We start from the raw sequence: 17,817 nt of genomic DNA, 5'->3' as shown, positions 1-17,817 counted from the left end.
TTAATCCCACTTTGCAACATTAAACAGGTGTGTTATGGCAGAAGAATTTGTGACATTACAAGATAACAGCAGCAATCAAGTCCAGGTAAGTAGAGAAAAGATAAAACACCTGCTAATCGATAGTCCTAATGTAGTGAAGACGACTACCCATCGGTTGCATACTATAGGTTATGCAGAAGTAGGTTCTTGGTCTAAACCTGTAATAGCAGGTAGTTTAGGTGAATCAGGTGATGTAGTGAGTCTATTAATTAGATAGGGAGTGTAGGGAGTTGGCGCGATCTATTGGTGTCAACTGAACGCGAAATGGGCGGTTAGAAACCGCGTCTACACAATCAAAACCCACCTCCGTGGGTTTCAAAACTTTAATTTGACTTTAGTCCGCGGAGGCGGACTTTGCCTGTGTAGCCGCGAATTCCATTCGCCAAGGCTTGAGTTGACACGCATGGACGCGATCGCGCATTACACCAACTCTTGATAATTTAAATAACTAGAGAACTAATTGAATGACACGTTTCATACATGACAAATTTGCCAAAGACTATCTGGAAGAATTGCTAAAAGATTACGGAGAAGTCAAGTCATCAGAAAAAGTCTCAGGAGAGATTAAAGAAATAGATGTTTTCTTCACTCCTGACAAACAGCAAAGCTCTAATTTACAAATACTGGGTTTATTAGGAAGATTTGCTGAAAATCCTGCACTCATAGAACCATTCCGCAATCCAGCTTCTACCGATGAAATATGCGACTGTATTCTAAAATTATTAGAAGTCAAGGCTCTTTTACGACGAGAAGCTAAAGCAAATAAAACTAAACTTCAGGACTCAGAAATTCCCAAATTGTGGGTTCTTACTCCAACGATATCTGAAACTAGATTATCTAGCTTTGGAACTATGCAAAAAGAAGGTTGGTTATCAGGAGTACATTTTCTCGCAGATGCTTTGCGGACAGCAATTGTAGCGATACATCAATTACCACAGATACCGGAAACATTATGGTTGAGGCTTTTGGGTAGGGGAAGCGTGCAGTCGCAGGCAATTATCGAATTGCAAGCGTTACCATTAAATCATCCATACCAAAAAGCAACCCTGGAATTAGTTTACAACTTGCGCGAAAACTTGAGAGTAAATCAAGAATTAGAAACAGATGATAGGGAGTTAGTTATGCGATTAGAACCACTTTATCAAAGAGACAGGGAACAAGCCAAACAAGAGGGAAGACAGGAAGGAAGGCAGGAAGGAGAACAACATTTAATTATACGTCTGCTCAATCGCCGTGTTGGGGAAATTAATGAATCATTAATCGAGCGAATTAAAGGATTATCGATTGAACAATTAGAAAATCTAGGAGAAGCATTACTAGACTTTTCTAAGGTTGCTGATTTAGAAACTTGGTTAAACCAATAACAAGGATAAACAATCATCAGCCGTTTTTTAGGTTGGGTGGAACGTAGCGTAACCCAACCTGCTAGATCAAATTTCATCTACGAATGCTTTCACGGAACTTTGAGACTAAATCTTTTGGTTTTTCACCTGACATAACCAAACTTGCCAACAGGCTTAAATCCAAATCTGGTAAAAGTTCACTTTTAGTTATTTGCTCATACCTATTACCACGCAGATAATATAATAAAAATTGATTATTCTGCCAAAACCAAACTTCCGGTACACCTAAGCCTTGATAAATTAATAAATCATCTATTCCTCCACTGGTTACAACTATTTCAATTGCCAGATCGGGAACAGGTTTTTCAGAATTAAAACAATAGCATTCATCTGGTTCTATCCCTCTAGCTGCTGCTTCTCTTCTAAAAGTAGTTGAACCTAAAGGATAAAAATCAATACCTTTTTCTAAAAAATAGATTTCCAACAGTAAAGCAATGATCTTTTTATCGACCTCATGGCGACGGCTAGGTGACATTATTTCTAAAGTACCTTCTAAATATTTAAAGCGATAATGAGAAGTATTTTGACAACTTTTTAATAGTGTCTCATATATATCCCAGTTAATCCCATTCATGAGTAAAATTTGGTCAGAATCAATGTTTTCTAAAGCGGGTTGACTGGTTAATTCTTCCCATTTGCTCAATTTTGCTAGTAAACCTAACATTGTCACTGCTCCAAAATTGTGTGGATATATTTCGTAATTTTGAGAGGTTCAGATCCCCGACTTCTCTAAGAAGTCGGGGATCTGGTGTTCTTCTTTCCCCTTGATATTTTCATCAGTTCGCTTTTCTTCAATTTTAATAACCGTCTCTGGCAAATCAGCATTTAAAATCCGTTCACTCAACTTTGCCAAAACCGCTTGTCGTAACTGCTGATCGTCAGGTAATTTTGCCAAAAATTCGTCAACAATCTGTTCAACCTGCGATTCTCTCCCATGATCTACCCATAGCATTCGATTGATTTCTTGCCCATCTGGACGAGTCATTGTAATCCGTCGGGCTTCAAAACCTTCTCCCTTCGCGGCGACTTCCTTTTGCAAAGCTTCCAGATTCTTAAACCGTCGCACCAGATCCGCTAATTTCATCTCAAATGCAGTAGCATCATCATCTGTCCATGATTCAGCAGGTTTATCCGCAACAATCATCACCAAAGCTTCCAACCACTGAGAATCACTTGCGGTTTCATCGGATGCTGCTCGAATAAAGCGTTTTAGTGAGGATTCAATACATTTTCCGGCTAAATAATTCGCCCTTACCCGCAAATCTTCTCTGAGTTTTGTTTCCTTACTTCTGACCCCAAAGCCTTCATAAATCAGTTTTTGACAATCACTCAACAAGCGATCGTAAGCTGTATGAATCTCTCTGAGGGCATGAACTAACTTAGTGCGTAAAGTTTTCGCAGTGACACCATCATCCTCGGCTTCAGTGCTGATAGAGGGTAAATTACAAGCTGCTGGTAAAGCTTTAAATAACAATTCATCAGGTTCAACAGTAGTTTTTAATGCTTTTAAAATGGCTCTTGGTTCATCTGCCAGTCGTCGGGTTTGTTGAGTATATTTAGGCAATTTATTAACAAATTGATAAAGAGGAGTAACTACCGTTAACAGAGTGGCATTACGAACTTTACCCAATTTTTTTAATTGAGGATTGCGTAAAATTGCTTCTAATTCTTTGAAAACTTCTGCCCTTAATCCGACTACTGCAAAATACTTAACTGCAAAGCGTTCAGGATATTTAACTAATAATTCAAAATGTTCTGTTCCTAATATAGGAATAAATGTACCATCTTGATAAAGTCCCAAATCATCAGCGTGATACAACAGTACCGCCGCTAAAATTATCGGTACTGCACCTTGTTTCACACCGTAGGGAGGTGCTGCTAAATGTTGATAAAGTAAATCAAAAGTTTGGCTTGTTTCTGTTGCTGCTAAACAAAAATTTTCAACTGCTTCCCACAGATAATTCAAACCCGAATTTTCTAATGGTGGATAAAAATCCCAATAATCATCTTCTTGGCGATAAATCCCTGTTTCTTCTAACAGAGAATAATACATACTCACTTCGGGGCCATAACCCTCTAAAGCTAATCTTTCTTCATTTTGATGTTCCAACATTGCCTGAATTAATTCTCGTCTAGCCTTTGCTCCTTGAGAGGTTAAATCTCGACGATTAATTAATTCATTCCACAAAATTGCACTGCGATGATAAACGCGATCGCAAATATCAGAAAGCTTACTATTAAAGTCAGTAATGTTATTGAGTCTTTCGACTTCTCCTTGAATCCAACATTGCTGATTTATACCTATACTAAATGACTGATTGAGAGTTTCATCCAAAAATTCTTCGGCTTCTTGTAAACGATAATTTACCTCTTTTCTCGCTACCCCATCAGTTTGTAACTCTTTGGCTGTTTTTTTGATATTATTTAAAGCCACAAATTCTAGAGTACGAATTCGCAAAATATCTAAATTAGCTGCACTCAAAATAACTAATGGTTTACCATCGCTAGTTGTGGAAGGAACAGAATTAGGCATTTCGTCATCTACCCAATACCCCACAAAACCATCTGCATCCGCACTACTACAACGTAATTGACTCAAATCTTGGGAATTATCTAAATAATGGCGTTCAAAATAACGTAAAGTTCCCGTCTGATAACTGTGACGTTGGGCTACTATTGGTCTTAAAGGACGCTGGAGAGATAATAGCTTAACTAAAGGCGATCGCTCTTGTTCTATATATGTACTTAACTCACTATCAACATTAAAATCAGAGCCTTGCCAAATCCGCAATTCATCTAATTGACGACGATGAGTAATTAGATTCTGTTTTAGCAGTTTATCAATAATTTGTTGCCAATAATCAATTTGGGTTTCTGAGGGGCGATCGCACATTGCTAAAGATACTAAAGTTCTTGTCGCCCTCATCGAACCCGTCACTGTAATCAGGTTCAAAATCCCAATAGTTTTTAGTACCCTCAAACTATCTTCTTCTAAGCGTTTAGCATCATTAATTAAATCTTGAACTTCTACCCATCTTTGCAAATTAGGGCGAGAGGATAAACCCATTCCCGCAGCTTCAATAAAATAGTCATAAACTCGATCTAACTTAAGGCATGGTAAGTTATTATCTTTAACTGTTGCTTCTTCTAGAAAATTACGAAATGATAAAGGCTCACCACTCGTTAAAAATGTGAATAAAGAACGGTCATTTTGAGCATACCGTTGACACAGAGTTGGTAAAGCGAACGCAGATAAGGGATGTAGTGGATAAACTTTTTTTATAACTCGATCGGTTATCTCTTCATCTACAATTATTGGTTCTAAATATTTACTCCACTCCTCAGAGTCACTACGAATAGCACAACTTATATTGTCTGCTGCCGACGAATCAATTGCTTCTCCAATTAGATTCATCATTTGTCCAGATGATTCAGTAAAAGCAATATCCTCAAATCGCCCTTGAATCTTCGCCCATTCGTTTTTTTGAAAAGTTGCTAATCTTTGAGTATATTCTGCAAATGCTTGATGTAAAATACCTAAAATATAAATAGGAGTTTTGCTATCTTTTGGTAATTCGGCTAATTGTTGCAAAAGATATAAATCCTCAGCACCTTGAGCATGAGCAGCATACTCTAAATTCTTACCCAGTTCATCAATAACAAGGAAAATACCAGTTTTAGATTCCTTGGCAACTTCTAACACCAAATTAGGAATCTCTTTACTATCAATTTTTCCCCCATCATTAATTTCTGCTTCTAAATCTACCAACTGACGAACAACATTGATTTTATTTTTTTGGGTAGCAGTCCAAAAAGTATCAATACCTGTTAATAAAGCTCTGATAATGGTATGACTAATCGGTTCTCTTTGTCCCGTAGCCACAGCCCTCATTAATCCTACCGAGTTAATTTTGTCTTGAATTAATTGATAAATCTCACTATCTTTACCTAATTTCTCTTCAGCTATTGATAAAGATTTAATGTGCATTTTGTTTTGAGAAGTAGCACATAGTGAAATTAAATAATGAGCAAAAGCAGATTTCCCAGTTCCATAAACACTGGTTAATGTCCAAGCTCTATTTCCTTCGTCAGAATTAAAACTATTTAAGATCCGTGAGAGAGAATCAATTGCTCTTTTAGTCAGAACATAACCCTCTAAAGCTTCCACACTATCTAAATCTCTTTCTAGGTTAATAGAACGAGAATAGCGGCGCTGGAGACTAAAATAATGCGATAGCTTTTTGTTAGTCATAATTTCTTTCATTCTTATTTAGAGTTATAATATTTATCTAAAATCTCTTCTGCTAATATCTCCGGGCTGTCAGGGAAAGATAGCTGAATTAATCCGGCAGTGTCGGAAAGAACTATCGTATCAAATTCTTTAGAAACTGTCTCAATAGCTGCACATAAAATACTTTCCGTCAGTTTAAAGACCATCCCTGGACTACCTTCATCATAAAGTAAACTAGGAATATTAATGGTCTGTCTTCCCTGACTTGCCCAACTAGCATATTCTAAACAAGTAGCGACTATAACTGATGGGGGCAAATTCGCTTTTGCACCAATTTTAAACTGATAGTTTTTCCCAAAATGGCGAATTAAACCCAGTTCGTTAAAAGGACAATCAATAGAATCTTCGACTGGGCTATTGTCTCTCATTAAATCTTGTGTTGCATACATTCTTAAAATACAATTTACATCTTTAATAAAAGAAGATTCAGCAATAGTTTTATTAAAATTATTTATATAATTTTTCAACCCCGCCAAAATATCTTCTTTCGTAAAATCCAAATCTCGAAAAACATTAAAGATATAATACCAAGCAGCCGCGTCGCATGTGGGTTTTAATAAATTCCAATGTAATAACCATAATGATGCTGGATCTTCTAAATAAGTATCCCATCCATTATTTCCTAAAAGTTTTTCCCCGAATCTTGTTGGTAAATTATTTTTATCAATAATTTTGAATGCACTAGACCAATAACGAATAGCACGTACCATATTCTTACCAACACCTAAACGTACAGGAGCATCATCCTGTGAGAAGATATCTGGATTTTTTTTTGCTGTATCAAATCCTTTTTTCAACCAACCAAAACGAGGGTGAAAAGTTTCATGGTTAGCAAATATAGGATTTACTGCATTTTCAAAATATTTAAAATTCAGACTAGTTTGGATCATGGGAAAATAGAGATAAAATAACAATCATTTTCTTGTTAGTAGAAGTGTTTATACCACAAAGGAAGCTTACAATACTTAATGATTAGGACTTACGCAAAAATTACCGAAAAGCTTAATTTGTCGAACCGCCAAGACGCCAAGAACGCCAAGAATTCGTAGAGTGTGCGTAAGTCCTAATGATATAAAAATGCAGTGATGCTAGTATAGGCTCCATCTACACAAAAGAAAGATTTATTATTTTAATCTGTTTGACTGTATATGTATAAAAATTAGGTTAATTTTACATAAAAGGTTTAAGTTGTGTCACTTGAACTTGAAGATATTCTGGAGGATGGTCGTTCAATTTGTCCTTTCCTTTACTTCCACAAGCTTTAGGACATGACGCACTCCAGTAGATCGCCAATGGGCTGAATTACTGTAAACAATGGACAACTCAAATTTTTATGTATACTTAAAGCCAGCAGCGGGATTTGAACTCGCGACCTTCCGATTACAAGTCGGATGCACTACCACTGTGCTATGCTGGCAATTTTTTTGATTACTCTCAAGTAGCAACCACAATTTCTTATTGTACCATAATGGATTTATTTGTCTAGCTGTAATTGCTAAAAAATATCTCCCTCTTCAGAAATAAGGCTAGAAGACTAGAGATTTTGGCAATCTCGCTGCTTTTGTATGGCTAGATGGTTGAGTTGGCGTTCCAATTGTAGTGATTGCGATCGCTAATAAAGTTGATAAATTAATATGCACGGCAAAAGCTAACTCAAATCCTGGGTTGGGCGCAAAAATATCTAGTGCAGTTCCAAAACTGTATTTTCTTAGCACGGCTGAATAAAGGAACGGAAATATATAATTATTTTTTACAGATTATAAGCATGGCAGCATTGCTCGGACGAGATTTATTAAGTCTAGCGGACATCAGTCCTACGGAAGTTCAAGAACTCCTACAATTGGCAACTCAACTTAAATCACAACAACTGAAGTTGCAATGTAATAAAGTTTTGGGGTTGCTGTTCTCCAAAGCTTCTACTCGCACGCGGGTAAGTTTTACGGTGGCGATGTACCAACTGGGTGGACAGGTAATTGATCTCAACCCTAATGTCACTCAAGTTAGTCGCGGGGAACCTTTGCAGGATACGGCGCGGGTGTTGGATCGATATCTGGATATTTTGGCAATTCGCACTTTTGCCCAGCAAGATTTAGAAACTTTTGCTCAATATGCCAAGATTCCGGTGATTAATGCGCTTACTGATGCTGAACATCCTTGTCAGGTATTGGCGGATTTATTAACGGTTCAAGAAAGCTTTAACACCCTTGCTGGGTTAACTTTAACCTACGTGGGTGATGGGAATAATATGGCTAATTCTCTGATGTTGGGCTGCGCTTTGGTGGGGATGAATGTCAGAATTGCTACCCCTAGCGGATATGAGCCAGATTCTCAGATTGTAGAACAAGCAAGAGCGATCGCTAATAACAAAACGGAAGTCCTGGTCACTCACGATCCAGAATTAGCAGCTAAGGGTTCTACTGTACTTTATACTGATGTTTGGGCAAGTATGGGGCAAGAATCTGAAGCCAATAATCGGATGCCAATTTTCCAGCCTTACCAAATTTCGGAACAGCTATTGAATCTTGCTGATCCAGAGGCAATTGTTTTACACTGCTTACCAGCCCATCGTGGTGAAGAAATTACTGAAGCTGTTATTGAAGGTTCTCAATCAAAAGTTTGGGAACAGGCAGAAAATCGCTTGCACGCTCAAAAAGCTTTGCTTGCTAGTATTTTAGGGGCAGAATGAAAAAAGTTAGGAGTTAGGAATTAGGAGTTAGGAGTCAAAATAGCGAGTGTGCGATTGGCTCCTGACTACTTGTCGGTAAAAAATTCAAAATAAATGGGTAAAAGAAAAGGAAATATTCTTACTTTTGCCTTTCAAAATTTTTACTTTTCTCTTGTTATGGGGAGTTTTTTGTAGTACTAATGTTCTAGAGACATTAATAATTACTTCCCGCAAATTTATGGAACGTCTAACGGAAGCTCAACAAGAACTTTACGAATGGTTGGCAGAATACATCAGATCGCACCAGCATTCGCCTTCAATTAGGCAAATGATGCAAGCGATGAACTTGAAGTCACCAGCACCAATTCAAAGTCGTTTAGAGCATTTACGCACCAAAGGATATATTGAATGGACTGAAGGACAAGCGCGAACGATTCGGATTTTGCATCCTGTGAAGCAAGGTGTACCAATTTTGGGCACGATCGCTGCTGGTGGTTTAATAGAACCGTTTACTGATGCTGTAGATCATTTAGACTTTTCTAATTTCGATTTACCTCCCCAAACCTATGCTTTGCGGGTAGCTGGCGATAGCATGATTGAAGATTTAATTACTGATGGCGATGTGGTATTTCTGCGTCCAGTAGCAGAACCAAATCATTTAAAAAATGGTACTATCGTCGCCGCTAGAGTCGATGGATTTGGTACAACATTAAAACGTTTTTATCGCCAAGGCGATCGCGTTACCCTCAAACCAGCAAATCCTAAGTACAATCCCATTGAAGTCAGCGCTATACAAGTGCAGGTACAAGGTTCTCTCATTGGTGTTTGGCGCGGTTACAACTGATTAATGGGGAGTGGGGAGTGGGGAGTGGGAAAGATAAGTACCAATGACCAATGACCAATGACTAAATTAATATGTACCTGACGAAAAATCCAGTGCAGCAACTGCCCACTTTCCGGTTGAAATTACCAATTGCAAGGGAAAGTAAGGGCAGTTATTATACTCCGCAACCATTACCAGGATGCCCAAGAATGCCTCCGTCTCTGCAATTGCGGCAATATCAGCGACAAGCGATCGCTAGCTGGTTTACCAACAATGGCAGAGGGACGCTGAAAATGGCTACTGGTAGTGGTAAAACTATTACCGCATTAGCGATCGCTTGTGAACTCTATCAACAGATTAATTTACAAGTTCTGGTGGTGGTATGTCCCTACCGCCATCTCGTCACCCAATGGGCGCGAGAATGTGAAAAATTTAATTTGCAACCCATCTTAGCCTTTGAGAATTTACGCACTTGGCAAAGTCAACTTTCTACGCAAATTTATAATCTGCGTTCTGGTTCTCAACGGTTTGTCACAGTGATTACTACGAACTCCACATTAATTGGAGATGGGTTTCAGTCTCAACTCAAATATTTTCCCGCCAAAACTTTAATTATTGGGGATGAGGCACATAATTTAGGCGCACCCAAGTTAGAAGAAAGTTTACCGCGCAGTGTTGGGTTGAGACTGGCTTTATCTGCCACACCGGAGAGGTATTTTGATGATTTTGGTACACAATCTCTATTTGATTATTTTGGCCCAGTTCTCCAACCAGAGTTTACTTTGAGGGATGCGATCGCTCAAGGGGCTTTGGTACATTATTTGTATTATCCGGTGTTGGTAGAGTTAACTGAAGCAGAAAGTATTGCCTATTTAAAGTTAACTAAAAGAATTGGGCGATCGCTACTTTACCGAGATAGAGAAAATGGACAAGCAGGAAGTTTTGAAGACAATGAAGATTTAAAGCCTTTATTGATGCAAAGGGCAAGGTTAATTGGTGCGGCGGAAAATAAATTAACTGCCTTGCGGGATTTAATGGCAACTCGCCGCGAAACTAGTCACACTCTTTTTTATTGTAGTGATGGTTCTCAAGATGCAGGACAACGTTCATCGTTACGCCAACTCAAAGCTGTTGCTAAAATTCTGGGGGTGGATTTAGGGTACAAGGTAAGCACTTATACGGCTCAAACAACTTTACAAGAAAGGGAACTATTGCGCCATCAATTTGAAAGTGGAGAGTTGCAAGGTTTAGTCGCAATTCGTTGTTTAGATGAAGGTGTTGATATTCCAGCAATTCAAACTGCGGTGATTTTATCAAGTTCTGGTAATCCGCGCCAATTCATTCAAAGACGGGGACGAGTTTTGCGTCCTCATCCAGCTAAAGAACGCGCAACAATATTTGACATGATTGTTTTACCACCAGATTTAGATAGAGAAACTATAGAAGTTGAGCGTAATTTGTTGAAAAAAGAATTGCGTCGCTTTGTAGAGTTTGCTGATTTAGCTGATAATGCAGGTGTTGCAAGAATGAAGTTACTTGATTTACAAAAGCGATATGGTTTATTAGATATTTGATGATGAACTATATAGTTGTATTTTTTTGTAAAACTTTTCGAGTTTTGAAAAAAGAAGCATTAAATATGAAATAATAAAATTATGACTTTGATTATAATGGGATGTAAGTTGCTCTAAAAATTTCACTTGTATCCCATTATGATCTAGATTGTTAATATTAACAATAACAGAAGAAGATTAAATAATAAAGTGTTTTTTCAAAGAAAATTGTAAATTTGAAAAAATAGTTTTGGCAAAATTAAAGATAACGCTAACAGTGGCTTTACGGAGGTAAATACAGTACTAGAGAAAGTTAAAATATAGAAAAACTATTGTTCCAAACTGAAGATGTCACAAGATGCGAATATCGATGATGTTCAGGAGCCAATAAATAGCGCTCCGCCGGAGGTACGGCAAATTATTGAGCGGGTATGGAAGCTAGAAAAAGGCAGACTAGATAAGAAGATTAACAGCCATATAAATGATAATATTTTGGACATTATTAAGGAAGAGGTGCGATGAAGCTGACTTCAATCAAGCTATCCAACTTTCGCTCCTTTTATGGTACGACACCAGAGATGCTCCTCGCTGCTGGAGATGTTCAGAACACAACTATTATTCATGGTAATAATGGCTCTGGTAAAACTAGTTTGCTGAATGCCTTTACGTGGGTATTATATGATAAATTTAGTGCAGCGTTTGCATCGATAGAGCAGTTGGTGAATAAGCGTGCGATCGCAGAAGCTCAAAAAGGTCAAGTTGTAGAATGTTGGGTAGAGATTGGCTGGGAACATGAAGGTAAACGCTATCGAGTCAAACGCGCCTGTCGGGGTTATAAAAATGAAGGTGATTTTGACGCTGGCAAAACTCAATTAACGATGTGGGTTGGTGCAGATGATGGCAAATGGAATATACCAACTCAGCAACCAGACGATATCATTAATCAAATTTTACCCGCTACTTTACATCAATATTTTTTCTTTGACGGCGAACGAATTGAAGAAATAGTCCGTTCTGACAAAAAAGCTGAAATTGCTGAAGCTACAAAAATTTTCTTGGGTGTAGAAGTAATTAACCGTTCTATCAGACATTTGGGAGATGCTAAAAAAACTCTAGAAAATGAGTTAAAAGCGATTGGTGATTCTGAAACTAAGCAATTATTACGACAGCAAGAAAAGATAGAGCGCGAACGTGAACGCATTACCAAACGACAAACTGAAATTAAAGAAGAGTTAGAATATCAACAAACTTTTAAAAAAGAGACAAGTAACCGTTTGCGAGAATTGAGTGCTGCGAAGGAGTTACAAGAAAGATGGCAGGATTTAGAATCACAGAAGACAGCGAATCAAGAAGAATATAAAAAAACTAAGGAAGCGCTAAAAAAAGTTATTTCTGCGCGGGGTTATACAGTTTTATTGTCAGAAACTACATCCCAGTTTCGAGGAATTATCCATGATTTAAAGCAGCGTGGCGAATTAACATCAGGAATTTCACGAGAGTTTGTGAATGATTTACTCAATTCTCAACGCTGTATTTGTGGCGCAGAATTACACGAGGGTAATCATTCTCATACTCATGTGAGTAACTGGCTAAATAAAGCAGGTTCTTCGGCGGTAGAAGAAACTGCAATTCGGATGATAGCTCAAGTAGATGAAATCGATAAGCAAGCTATAGGATTTTGGGAAGAAGTTGATAGAGAACAAAGTAGAATTAATCAGTTAAGGCAAAGCATATCTCAAATTGAAGGCGATTTAGACAATATTCAAGAACGGTTGCGAAAAGATGCTAATGAAGAAATTAGCAGTTTGCAAAAACGGTTAGATGAAATTGAAAGTAAGATTGATGAATTAAATCGAGAACAGGGTGCAAATCAGCAGCAAATTGCTCAACTCACAACTGAAATTGAAGGTTTAAATAAGCAAATTGCCAAACAAAAGCTGAATGAAGACAAGCAAACTTTAGCACAACGACGAATTAACGCCACTCAAGATGCAATCGAACGGTTAACGGAAGTTAGAAATCGTCAAGAACAGCAATTTCGTCTGCAACTTGAAAAGCGAGTACAAGAGATATTTACAGAGATTTCTGTAACTCCATACATTCCTAAAATCAGTGATAAATATGAACTGACATTAGTAGAAAATACTACAGGTGTGGAAGCTCCAGTTGCAGCTTCTACCGGAGAAAATCAGATTCTCAGTTTATCCTTTATAGCCAGCATCATTGACAAAGTGAGGGAATGGAGTGAGAAACGCAAAATGATGATGATTCCCGATAGTAGTACTTTCCCAATTGTCATGGATTCGCCGTTTGGTAGTTTGGATGAAAGTTCGCGGCGACACATTGCGAAGACAATTCCCCAATTAGCGAATCAGTTGATAGTTTTAGTAACTAAAACTCAGTGGCGGGGTGAAGTTGAAACGGAAATGAAAAACAGAATTGGTAGAGAATATGTGCTTACGTATTATTCTTCTAAGCCAGATTGCGAACAAGATTATATTGAGTTGGGTAGCGAAAGATATCCTTTAGTGAAACAAAGTCCGAACGAGTTTGAGTATACGGAGATTATCGCAGTTGAACGGAATGGGTAATTACTCACCCAGAGACGCAGAGGCGCAAAGGTTTTTTCTTGGTTACATTTGAAAAAAAAGAGGAATAAAGTTATGGTTGCGAGTCCAGACAGAAATTATATGTCTCCCCAAGAATATCTGGAATGGGAAGAACGCCAAGAAATTAAATATGAATATATTGATGGTGAAGTTTTCGCCATGACTGGGGGTACTCTTCCCCATACAACTATTGCTTTAAACTTAGCTTCAGCGTTAAAAATTCATCTAAGAGGGAGTGAGTGTCTTCCCTTTATGGCGGATGCGAAAGTAGGTGTATCTGAGAAGGGGCCTTTTCATTATCCCGATGTTGTGGTGAGTTGCGATGAACGAGATAAACAAGCTATTCAATTTCTCCAATATCCTTGTTTAATTGTTGAAGTTCTGTCCCCAAGTACAGAAGCTTACGATAGAGGTACAAAATTTACGCGGTATCGTCGCATTCAGACTTTGCAAGAATACGTCCTCATAGATGCTGAAAAAATTAGTTTAGATTGCTTCCGATTAAATGATAGAGGACTGTGGGAGTTACACCCTTATGAAGCAGGGGATGAAGTTCATTTAACTAGTGTTGATTTTAAGTTTCCTATTTCTTTGGTTTATGAGGATGTTCAGTTTGCAATATAAATTTTGGAGAAACGAACCGCCAAGGCGCAGAGAACGCAAAGCAAATAGAGGGCGTAAAATTGAGATTATCCCTTACTAATTAGAAGTTATTTTATGAGTATTAAAACTGAAGCAACTATTGAAGATTTGTACCACTTACCTGACAATTGTAAAGCAGAGATTGTCAATGGAAAATTGGTGCTGATGTCTCCAACTGGATTTTTACCAGGACGTGCAGGTGGTGAAATTTATGCAAGTCTACGGGATTATGAACGTCTGACAAAAAGTGGTTACGCTTTGCCTGATAATGTCGGTTTTATTGTCAATCTCCCTAATCGCCGTTCTTTAAGTCCTGATGCTGCGTTTTATACTGGCAAACCTACAGGTGGGAAGTTTCTGAATGGTGCGCCTATATTTGCTGCTGAGGTAAGAAGCGAAAATGATTACGGTGATAAGGCTGAGAAAGATATGGCTAATAAACGCCGTGATTATTTTGCAGCTGGTACTTTGGTAGTTTGGGATGTAGATGTACTCAAAGAGGAAGTTATTAGAGTATATCGCGCTGATAATCCTGAAGAACCGCAAGTTTATCGCCGTGGTGAGGTGGCTGAAGCTGAACCCGCAATACCAGGATGGACTATGTTAGTGGATAATTTGTTTGTTTAGCGATCGTCCATATACTAGTATAAAATAATACTTTAAAAGTTACTATCACTTCCAACTTTCGGTTAAAATAGCAACAATGTAAATATTAAAACAATGGCTGCAAACAGAATCAGGGTTGCTAAAGATAAGGCTGAGTTGGTGAAATCTCTAGTCGCATCAAAAGACACAACTGCACCTTTTCAAACTTATGTAGAAGTAATGGTGTTTGCAGCAGCATTGGGCGTTAAAAATAAAAAGCGTGTTCCTTTGGGGGAAACAACAAAAAGAGAACCATCTCCAATTCCACAAGAAAATTTTGCTTCATTGGGTTATGACCTAATCATTAAATTATTAGGAGTAAATGAAACTAAAGATATCAATATACTTTCATCTAGAGAAGAACAAGATGAAGATAAACGTACTCAAATATTTGAAGAGTATGCTAACGCAGGACTAGAAATCTTACAAAACGAGTTGCGGGGTTCTGTTGACTACTCAGAGCGACTTCTATTAGTTCTGATTTCTGAAAGAGGAACAAAAGAACAGCTAGAAGAAGAATTTGACCTCAGTAAATTTTTAAATTGATTTTTTTGCTTGCTTCATTAATAAATCAAATATGAAAAATATAGCATATTATTGTGAGCATCTTGCTGAATTAAATGTGAGTAATAGCCGTAAGCGTGGTAACGCTCAATATAAACCAATATTACTTTTATCTGTAATTGATTTGATTGCGCGAGGTATCATTACTACTAATGAGATTCTAGTTTCAGACGAATTAATTCAAACATTTGAGAGGTATTGGAATGTAATCGGTTCTCCGTCTTACAAAGGTGGTTTACACTATCCTTTCTTGCATCTGCAAAATGAGGGTTTTTGGCACTTAAAATTTAAGCCTGAATTTAATGGATTACAGCCAAAAACAGTTAACAAGCTAAAAGAGGCTGTTGAATACGCATATCTAGACACTGAATTATTTAACTTTTTGCAAGATGAATTTTGTAGAAAAGAACTAATTGATGCACTTGTGGCAGCTTTCTTTTCTGATAATGAAAATGATATAGAGTCTATTTTACAAATAAATCAAACTTTTCAAGATGACGCGGTAGATATAGAAAAAATAATTGAAACAGGCAATTTAGAGCATAATCCAAGGTGGAGTTTGAAACGAGCAGTTATTAGAAATGCTTTTTTTAGGAAAGCAATTGTACACGTTTATGATTACAGATGTGCCTTCTGTGGACTAAAAGTAACTAAAAAAGTAAATCAAAATATTGTGGATGGCGCACACATCAAACCATTTTCACAATTTTATGATAACAAAATCCATAATGGAATTGCTTTTTGCAAAAATCATCATTGGGCATTTGACAGGGGTTGGTTTACTGTAGATGAGCAATACAAAATCATAGTTAGCAATGATTTGGAAGAAGTATCTCCCCATGCTAAACCTATAAAAGATTTTCATGGTGAAACAATACTTCTACCAAATACAGAGCAATACTTTCCAGAACTGGAAGCGCTGCAATGGCATCGCCAAAATATATTTCAAGCATAATTACAGAATAGGTGGAAGTCCTACTGCTTTCGGTTCAACAAACTTACCATCAAAACCTATTGTTTGATTTTCAACAGTTCTAGCATCTGCCAAAGCCTTACGAAGTTCAGCACGTTCCATCTGTTCCTGAATTCCACCCAGGATGTAAACCAATAACTTCGCCGCTAAATCTCGTCCAGCAACCTGCACCCGCTTTTTATTTGGGTCATATAAAACCCCATACCAGAGAGATTGGGGATATTCCATACCACTAAAACCACCTTGTTGGTCAAACTTCCGCAGTTTCTTAAAAATATCTGTAAGAGAAAAACCTTTTTTAAAAACCAAAATTCCTAAGGCTTGCGCTAATGCAACTTGAGCAACTGGACGGAAAAGCATATTTCCTTCACCTCCATCCTTCTCAAAGCTGAAGCGCCGTAAAGCTGGTGTATCCTCATGTTCTAAAATTTTATAACTAGAAAGACTAGCCAAAGAATCAAATAGTTTTTTAAATTCCTCAATTCCCTGCTCAAGTTCTTCATCCTCTGGACGCATGGGAATTAGACCTTTTTCTAAAGGTTTCCAGTGAGGAAACTTATGAACTAAATATCGCTCAGACATATCTTGTAGAGCTTGCAAAGTCGTCAAAACTGTAGAATTGGAAGCCACTGTTGCACTATTCCAATTAACACGAGGATTGCGCTCTTGTCGTTGTTCTAATAGTGGATGTGTAACTGCAATTTTTCTAGCAACGATCGCAAAACCATCATCTTCATTCAACTGTGTTAGTTGCCCTTTAGTCAAGGGTGCAGCCATCAGGTTGACATGAACAAAAATCGATCTCACTCTCCGCCTCGCCTCGGTGCGAGTTTCCCCAGCCGCTACCGCACAGATGAACTCAATACCAATTTTTTCCTTGGGTAAATTTTGCAAGTAAGCAAGGTCTACTTGGTACTTTTCTATCAAATCATTGACTGTAATAAAACTGTCATCAGCACCTTTATCTTTTTTATAGCGCTGGAGTTTGCGAGTTTTAATTAACTCCATCAACCCCTGTACACCCATTAATCGATGTTGACCATCTAGTGCATAAATAGTCACATCATCTTCAGAAATATTTAGCAGACCTACTTTAGCGTCTTTATCTAAGGGTATAAAATCAGTAGTAGACTTGGTGGCGCGTCCTTCGCTATCCCACTCAGCAGCTTTAGGATCATCCACCCACGGTTGATTAATTACTACCAGTACTGGCGGAAACTTGTGGTTGTGTCGAGCCGCCAAATACTGTACTAGCGGTGCTTGACGTGACCAATCAAGCGGACGCTGCTGAATTTCATCAATACTATCCGCGTCAATCTCGACATTATCAGTCTCAGGATTATACTTTTTTTGAAACAGAGGTAAGCCAGAGGCGAAGTGAACCCGACCTGCAAACCATTCTAAGGTGACAGAGCTAACATAAGCCTCAGTACCACCCATCTCGGTTTTCTGAACGAGAATCTGATCTTTTCTCCCTAAAAACTTCTCTAGGAGTAAAGCTAGTACCTGTTTTTCCTTGTTTTCCCGCTCCAGGTACTCTCTAGCGATGTCAGAAGTGGGGTCAGATGCACTATCTTTCATGTTAAATTTTAAAAACAGAATAGGATTAT

The 17,817-nt window shown here is 37.9% G+C and carries 16 protein-coding genes and 1 tRNA gene; 11 read left to right on the top strand and 6 right to left on the bottom strand.

Annotated features, from left to right (window positions below; genetic code table 11):
- Positions 1–34 precede the first annotated feature (34 nt).
- Both VB732_RS06805 and VB732_RS06800 read left to right on the top strand, forming a co-directional pair.
- On the top strand, positions 35–256 hold the full coding sequence (locus VB732_RS06805; RefSeq protein ID WP_323230072.1) for a hypothetical protein: 222 nt from the start codon (positions 35–37) through the stop codon (positions 254–256).
- 247 nt (positions 257–503) lie between these two features.
- Positions 504–1,403 (top strand): DUF4351 domain-containing protein, encoded by a 900-nt coding sequence (locus tag VB732_RS06800; protein WP_323230071.1) that lies wholly within the window; start codon positions 504–506, stop codon positions 1,401–1,403.
- Between the two features lie 73 nt (positions 1,404–1,476).
- On the opposite strand, the gene VB732_RS06795 is transcribed toward VB732_RS06800, so the two are convergent.
- The 5 genes from VB732_RS06795 to VB732_RS06775 all read right to left on the bottom strand — a co-directional run bounded on the left by VB732_RS06795 (position 1,477) and on the right by VB732_RS06775 (position 7,448).
- Positions 1,477–2,106 carry a Uma2 family endonuclease gene (locus VB732_RS06795; RefSeq protein WP_323230070.1) on the bottom strand — a complete coding sequence of 210 codons (630 nt, stop codon included), beginning with the start codon at positions 2,104–2,106 and terminating at the stop codon, positions 1,477–1,479.
- Between the two features lie 48 nt (positions 2,107–2,154).
- Positions 2,155–5,694 (bottom strand): hypothetical protein, encoded by a 3,540-nt coding sequence (locus VB732_RS06790; RefSeq protein WP_323230069.1) that lies wholly within the window; start codon positions 5,692–5,694, stop codon positions 2,155–2,157.
- Positions 5,695–5,708: 14 nt separating this feature from the next.
- A complete protein-coding gene (locus VB732_RS06785; protein ID WP_323230068.1) occupies positions 5,709–6,623 on the bottom strand; it encodes a DUF4007 family protein in 915 nt (304 codons plus the stop codon).
- Between the two features lie 455 nt (positions 6,624–7,078).
- Positions 7,079–7,150, bottom strand: a tRNA-Thr gene (locus VB732_RS06780).
- Positions 7,151–7,259: 109 nt separating this feature from the next.
- A complete protein-coding gene (locus VB732_RS06775) occupies positions 7,260–7,448 on the bottom strand; it encodes a hypothetical protein (RefSeq protein ID WP_323230067.1) in 189 nt (62 codons plus the stop codon).
- Positions 7,449–7,498: 50 nt separating this feature from the next.
- Between VB732_RS06775 and argF the strand changes: the two genes are divergently transcribed.
- From argF to VB732_RS06730, 9 genes are all read left to right on the top strand, one after another.
- Positions 7,499–8,419: an ornithine carbamoyltransferase gene (argF, locus tag VB732_RS06770; RefSeq protein ID WP_323230066.1), complete on the top strand. Its 921-nt coding sequence runs from the start codon at positions 7,499–7,501 to the stop codon at positions 8,417–8,419.
- 217 nt (positions 8,420–8,636) lie between these two features.
- Positions 8,637–9,242, top strand: a complete 606-nt coding sequence (gene lexA, locus VB732_RS06765) for a transcriptional repressor LexA (RefSeq protein ID WP_323230065.1) — start codon at positions 8,637–8,639, stop codon at positions 9,240–9,242.
- 71 nt (positions 9,243–9,313) lie between these two features.
- Positions 9,314–10,795 (top strand): DNA phosphorothioation system restriction enzyme, encoded by a 1,482-nt coding sequence (locus tag VB732_RS06760; protein ID WP_323230064.1) that lies wholly within the window; start codon positions 9,314–9,316, stop codon positions 10,793–10,795.
- A gap of 327 nt (positions 10,796–11,122) precedes the next feature.
- On the top strand, positions 11,123–11,296 hold the full coding sequence (locus VB732_RS06755; protein WP_322669925.1) for a hypothetical protein: 174 nt from the start codon (positions 11,123–11,125) through the stop codon (positions 11,294–11,296).
- Positions 11,293–13,365, top strand: coding sequence for an AAA family ATPase (locus tag VB732_RS06750; RefSeq protein ID WP_323230063.1), 2,073 nt, complete (start codon positions 11,293–11,295; stop codon positions 13,363–13,365). The genes VB732_RS06755 and VB732_RS06750 overlap by 4 nt, the downstream gene beginning before the upstream one ends.
- Positions 13,366–13,437: 72 nt before the next feature.
- Positions 13,438–14,007: a Uma2 family endonuclease gene (locus tag VB732_RS06745; protein ID WP_323230062.1), complete on the top strand. Its 570-nt coding sequence runs from the start codon at positions 13,438–13,440 to the stop codon at positions 14,005–14,007.
- Positions 14,008–14,100: 93 nt separating this feature from the next.
- Positions 14,101–14,652: a Uma2 family endonuclease gene (locus VB732_RS06740; RefSeq protein WP_323230061.1), complete on the top strand. Its 552-nt coding sequence runs from the start codon at positions 14,101–14,103 to the stop codon at positions 14,650–14,652.
- Between the two features lie 93 nt (positions 14,653–14,745).
- Positions 14,746–15,216, top strand: coding sequence for a DNA phosphorothioation-associated protein 4 (locus tag VB732_RS06735; protein ID WP_323230060.1), 471 nt, complete (start codon positions 14,746–14,748; stop codon positions 15,214–15,216).
- A 31-nt stretch (positions 15,217–15,247) separates the two neighbouring features.
- Positions 15,248–16,189, top strand: a complete 942-nt coding sequence (locus VB732_RS06730) for an HNH endonuclease (protein WP_323230059.1) — start codon at positions 15,248–15,250, stop codon at positions 16,187–16,189.
- Here VB732_RS06730 and VB732_RS06725 read toward each other — a convergent pair whose 3' ends face one another.
- Complete coding sequence (locus VB732_RS06725) at positions 16,190–17,788, bottom strand: DGQHR domain-containing protein (protein WP_323230058.1); 1,599 nt, start codon at positions 17,786–17,788, stop codon at positions 16,190–16,192.
- Positions 17,789–17,817: the final 29 nt, after the last annotated feature.

It is taken from the genome of Nostoc sp. UHCC 0252 (assembly GCF_034931145.1).
GTDB lineage: Bacteria > Cyanobacteriota > Cyanobacteriia > Cyanobacteriales > Nostocaceae > Nostoc.
This window is presented reverse-complemented; position numbering and strand designations above follow the sequence as displayed.

What these genes read in the sequence shown, in the direction of transcription:
- VB732_RS06805 (WP_323230072.1), top strand. Translation starts at nt 35, where the DNA reads ATGGCAGAAGAATTTGTGACATTACAAGATAACAGCAGCAATCAAGTC.
- VB732_RS06800 (WP_323230071.1), top strand. Translation starts at nt 504, where the DNA reads ATGACACGTTTCATACATGACAAATTTGCCAAAGACTATCTGGAAGAA.
- VB732_RS06795 (WP_323230070.1), bottom strand. Translation starts at nt 2,106, where the DNA reads ATGTTAGGTTTACTAGCAAAATTGAGCAAATGGGAAGAATTAACCAGT.
- VB732_RS06790 (WP_323230069.1), bottom strand. Translation starts at nt 5,694, where the DNA reads ATGACTAACAAAAAGCTATCGCATTATTTTAGTCTCCAGCGCCGCTAT.
- VB732_RS06785 (WP_323230068.1), bottom strand. Translation starts at nt 6,623, where the DNA reads ATGATCCAAACTAGTCTGAATTTTAAATATTTTGAAAATGCAGTAAAT.
- argF (WP_323230066.1), top strand. Translation starts at nt 7,499, where the DNA reads ATGGCAGCATTGCTCGGACGAGATTTATTAAGTCTAGCGGACATCAGT.
- lexA (WP_323230065.1), top strand. Translation starts at nt 8,637, where the DNA reads ATGGAACGTCTAACGGAAGCTCAACAAGAACTTTACGAATGGTTGGCA.
- VB732_RS06760 (WP_323230064.1), top strand. Translation starts at nt 9,314, where the DNA reads ATGTACCTGACGAAAAATCCAGTGCAGCAACTGCCCACTTTCCGGTTG.
- VB732_RS06755 (WP_322669925.1), top strand. Translation starts at nt 11,123, where the DNA reads ATGTCACAAGATGCGAATATCGATGATGTTCAGGAGCCAATAAATAGC.
- VB732_RS06750 (WP_323230063.1), top strand. Translation starts at nt 11,293, where the DNA reads ATGAAGCTGACTTCAATCAAGCTATCCAACTTTCGCTCCTTTTATGGT.
- VB732_RS06745 (WP_323230062.1), top strand. Translation starts at nt 13,438, where the DNA reads ATGGTTGCGAGTCCAGACAGAAATTATATGTCTCCCCAAGAATATCTG.
- VB732_RS06740 (WP_323230061.1), top strand. Translation starts at nt 14,101, where the DNA reads ATGAGTATTAAAACTGAAGCAACTATTGAAGATTTGTACCACTTACCT.
- VB732_RS06735 (WP_323230060.1), top strand. Translation starts at nt 14,746, where the DNA reads ATGGCTGCAAACAGAATCAGGGTTGCTAAAGATAAGGCTGAGTTGGTG.
- VB732_RS06730 (WP_323230059.1), top strand. Translation starts at nt 15,248, where the DNA reads ATGAAAAATATAGCATATTATTGTGAGCATCTTGCTGAATTAAATGTG.
- VB732_RS06725 (WP_323230058.1), bottom strand. Translation starts at nt 17,788, where the DNA reads ATGAAAGATAGTGCATCTGACCCCACTTCTGACATCGCTAGAGAGTAC.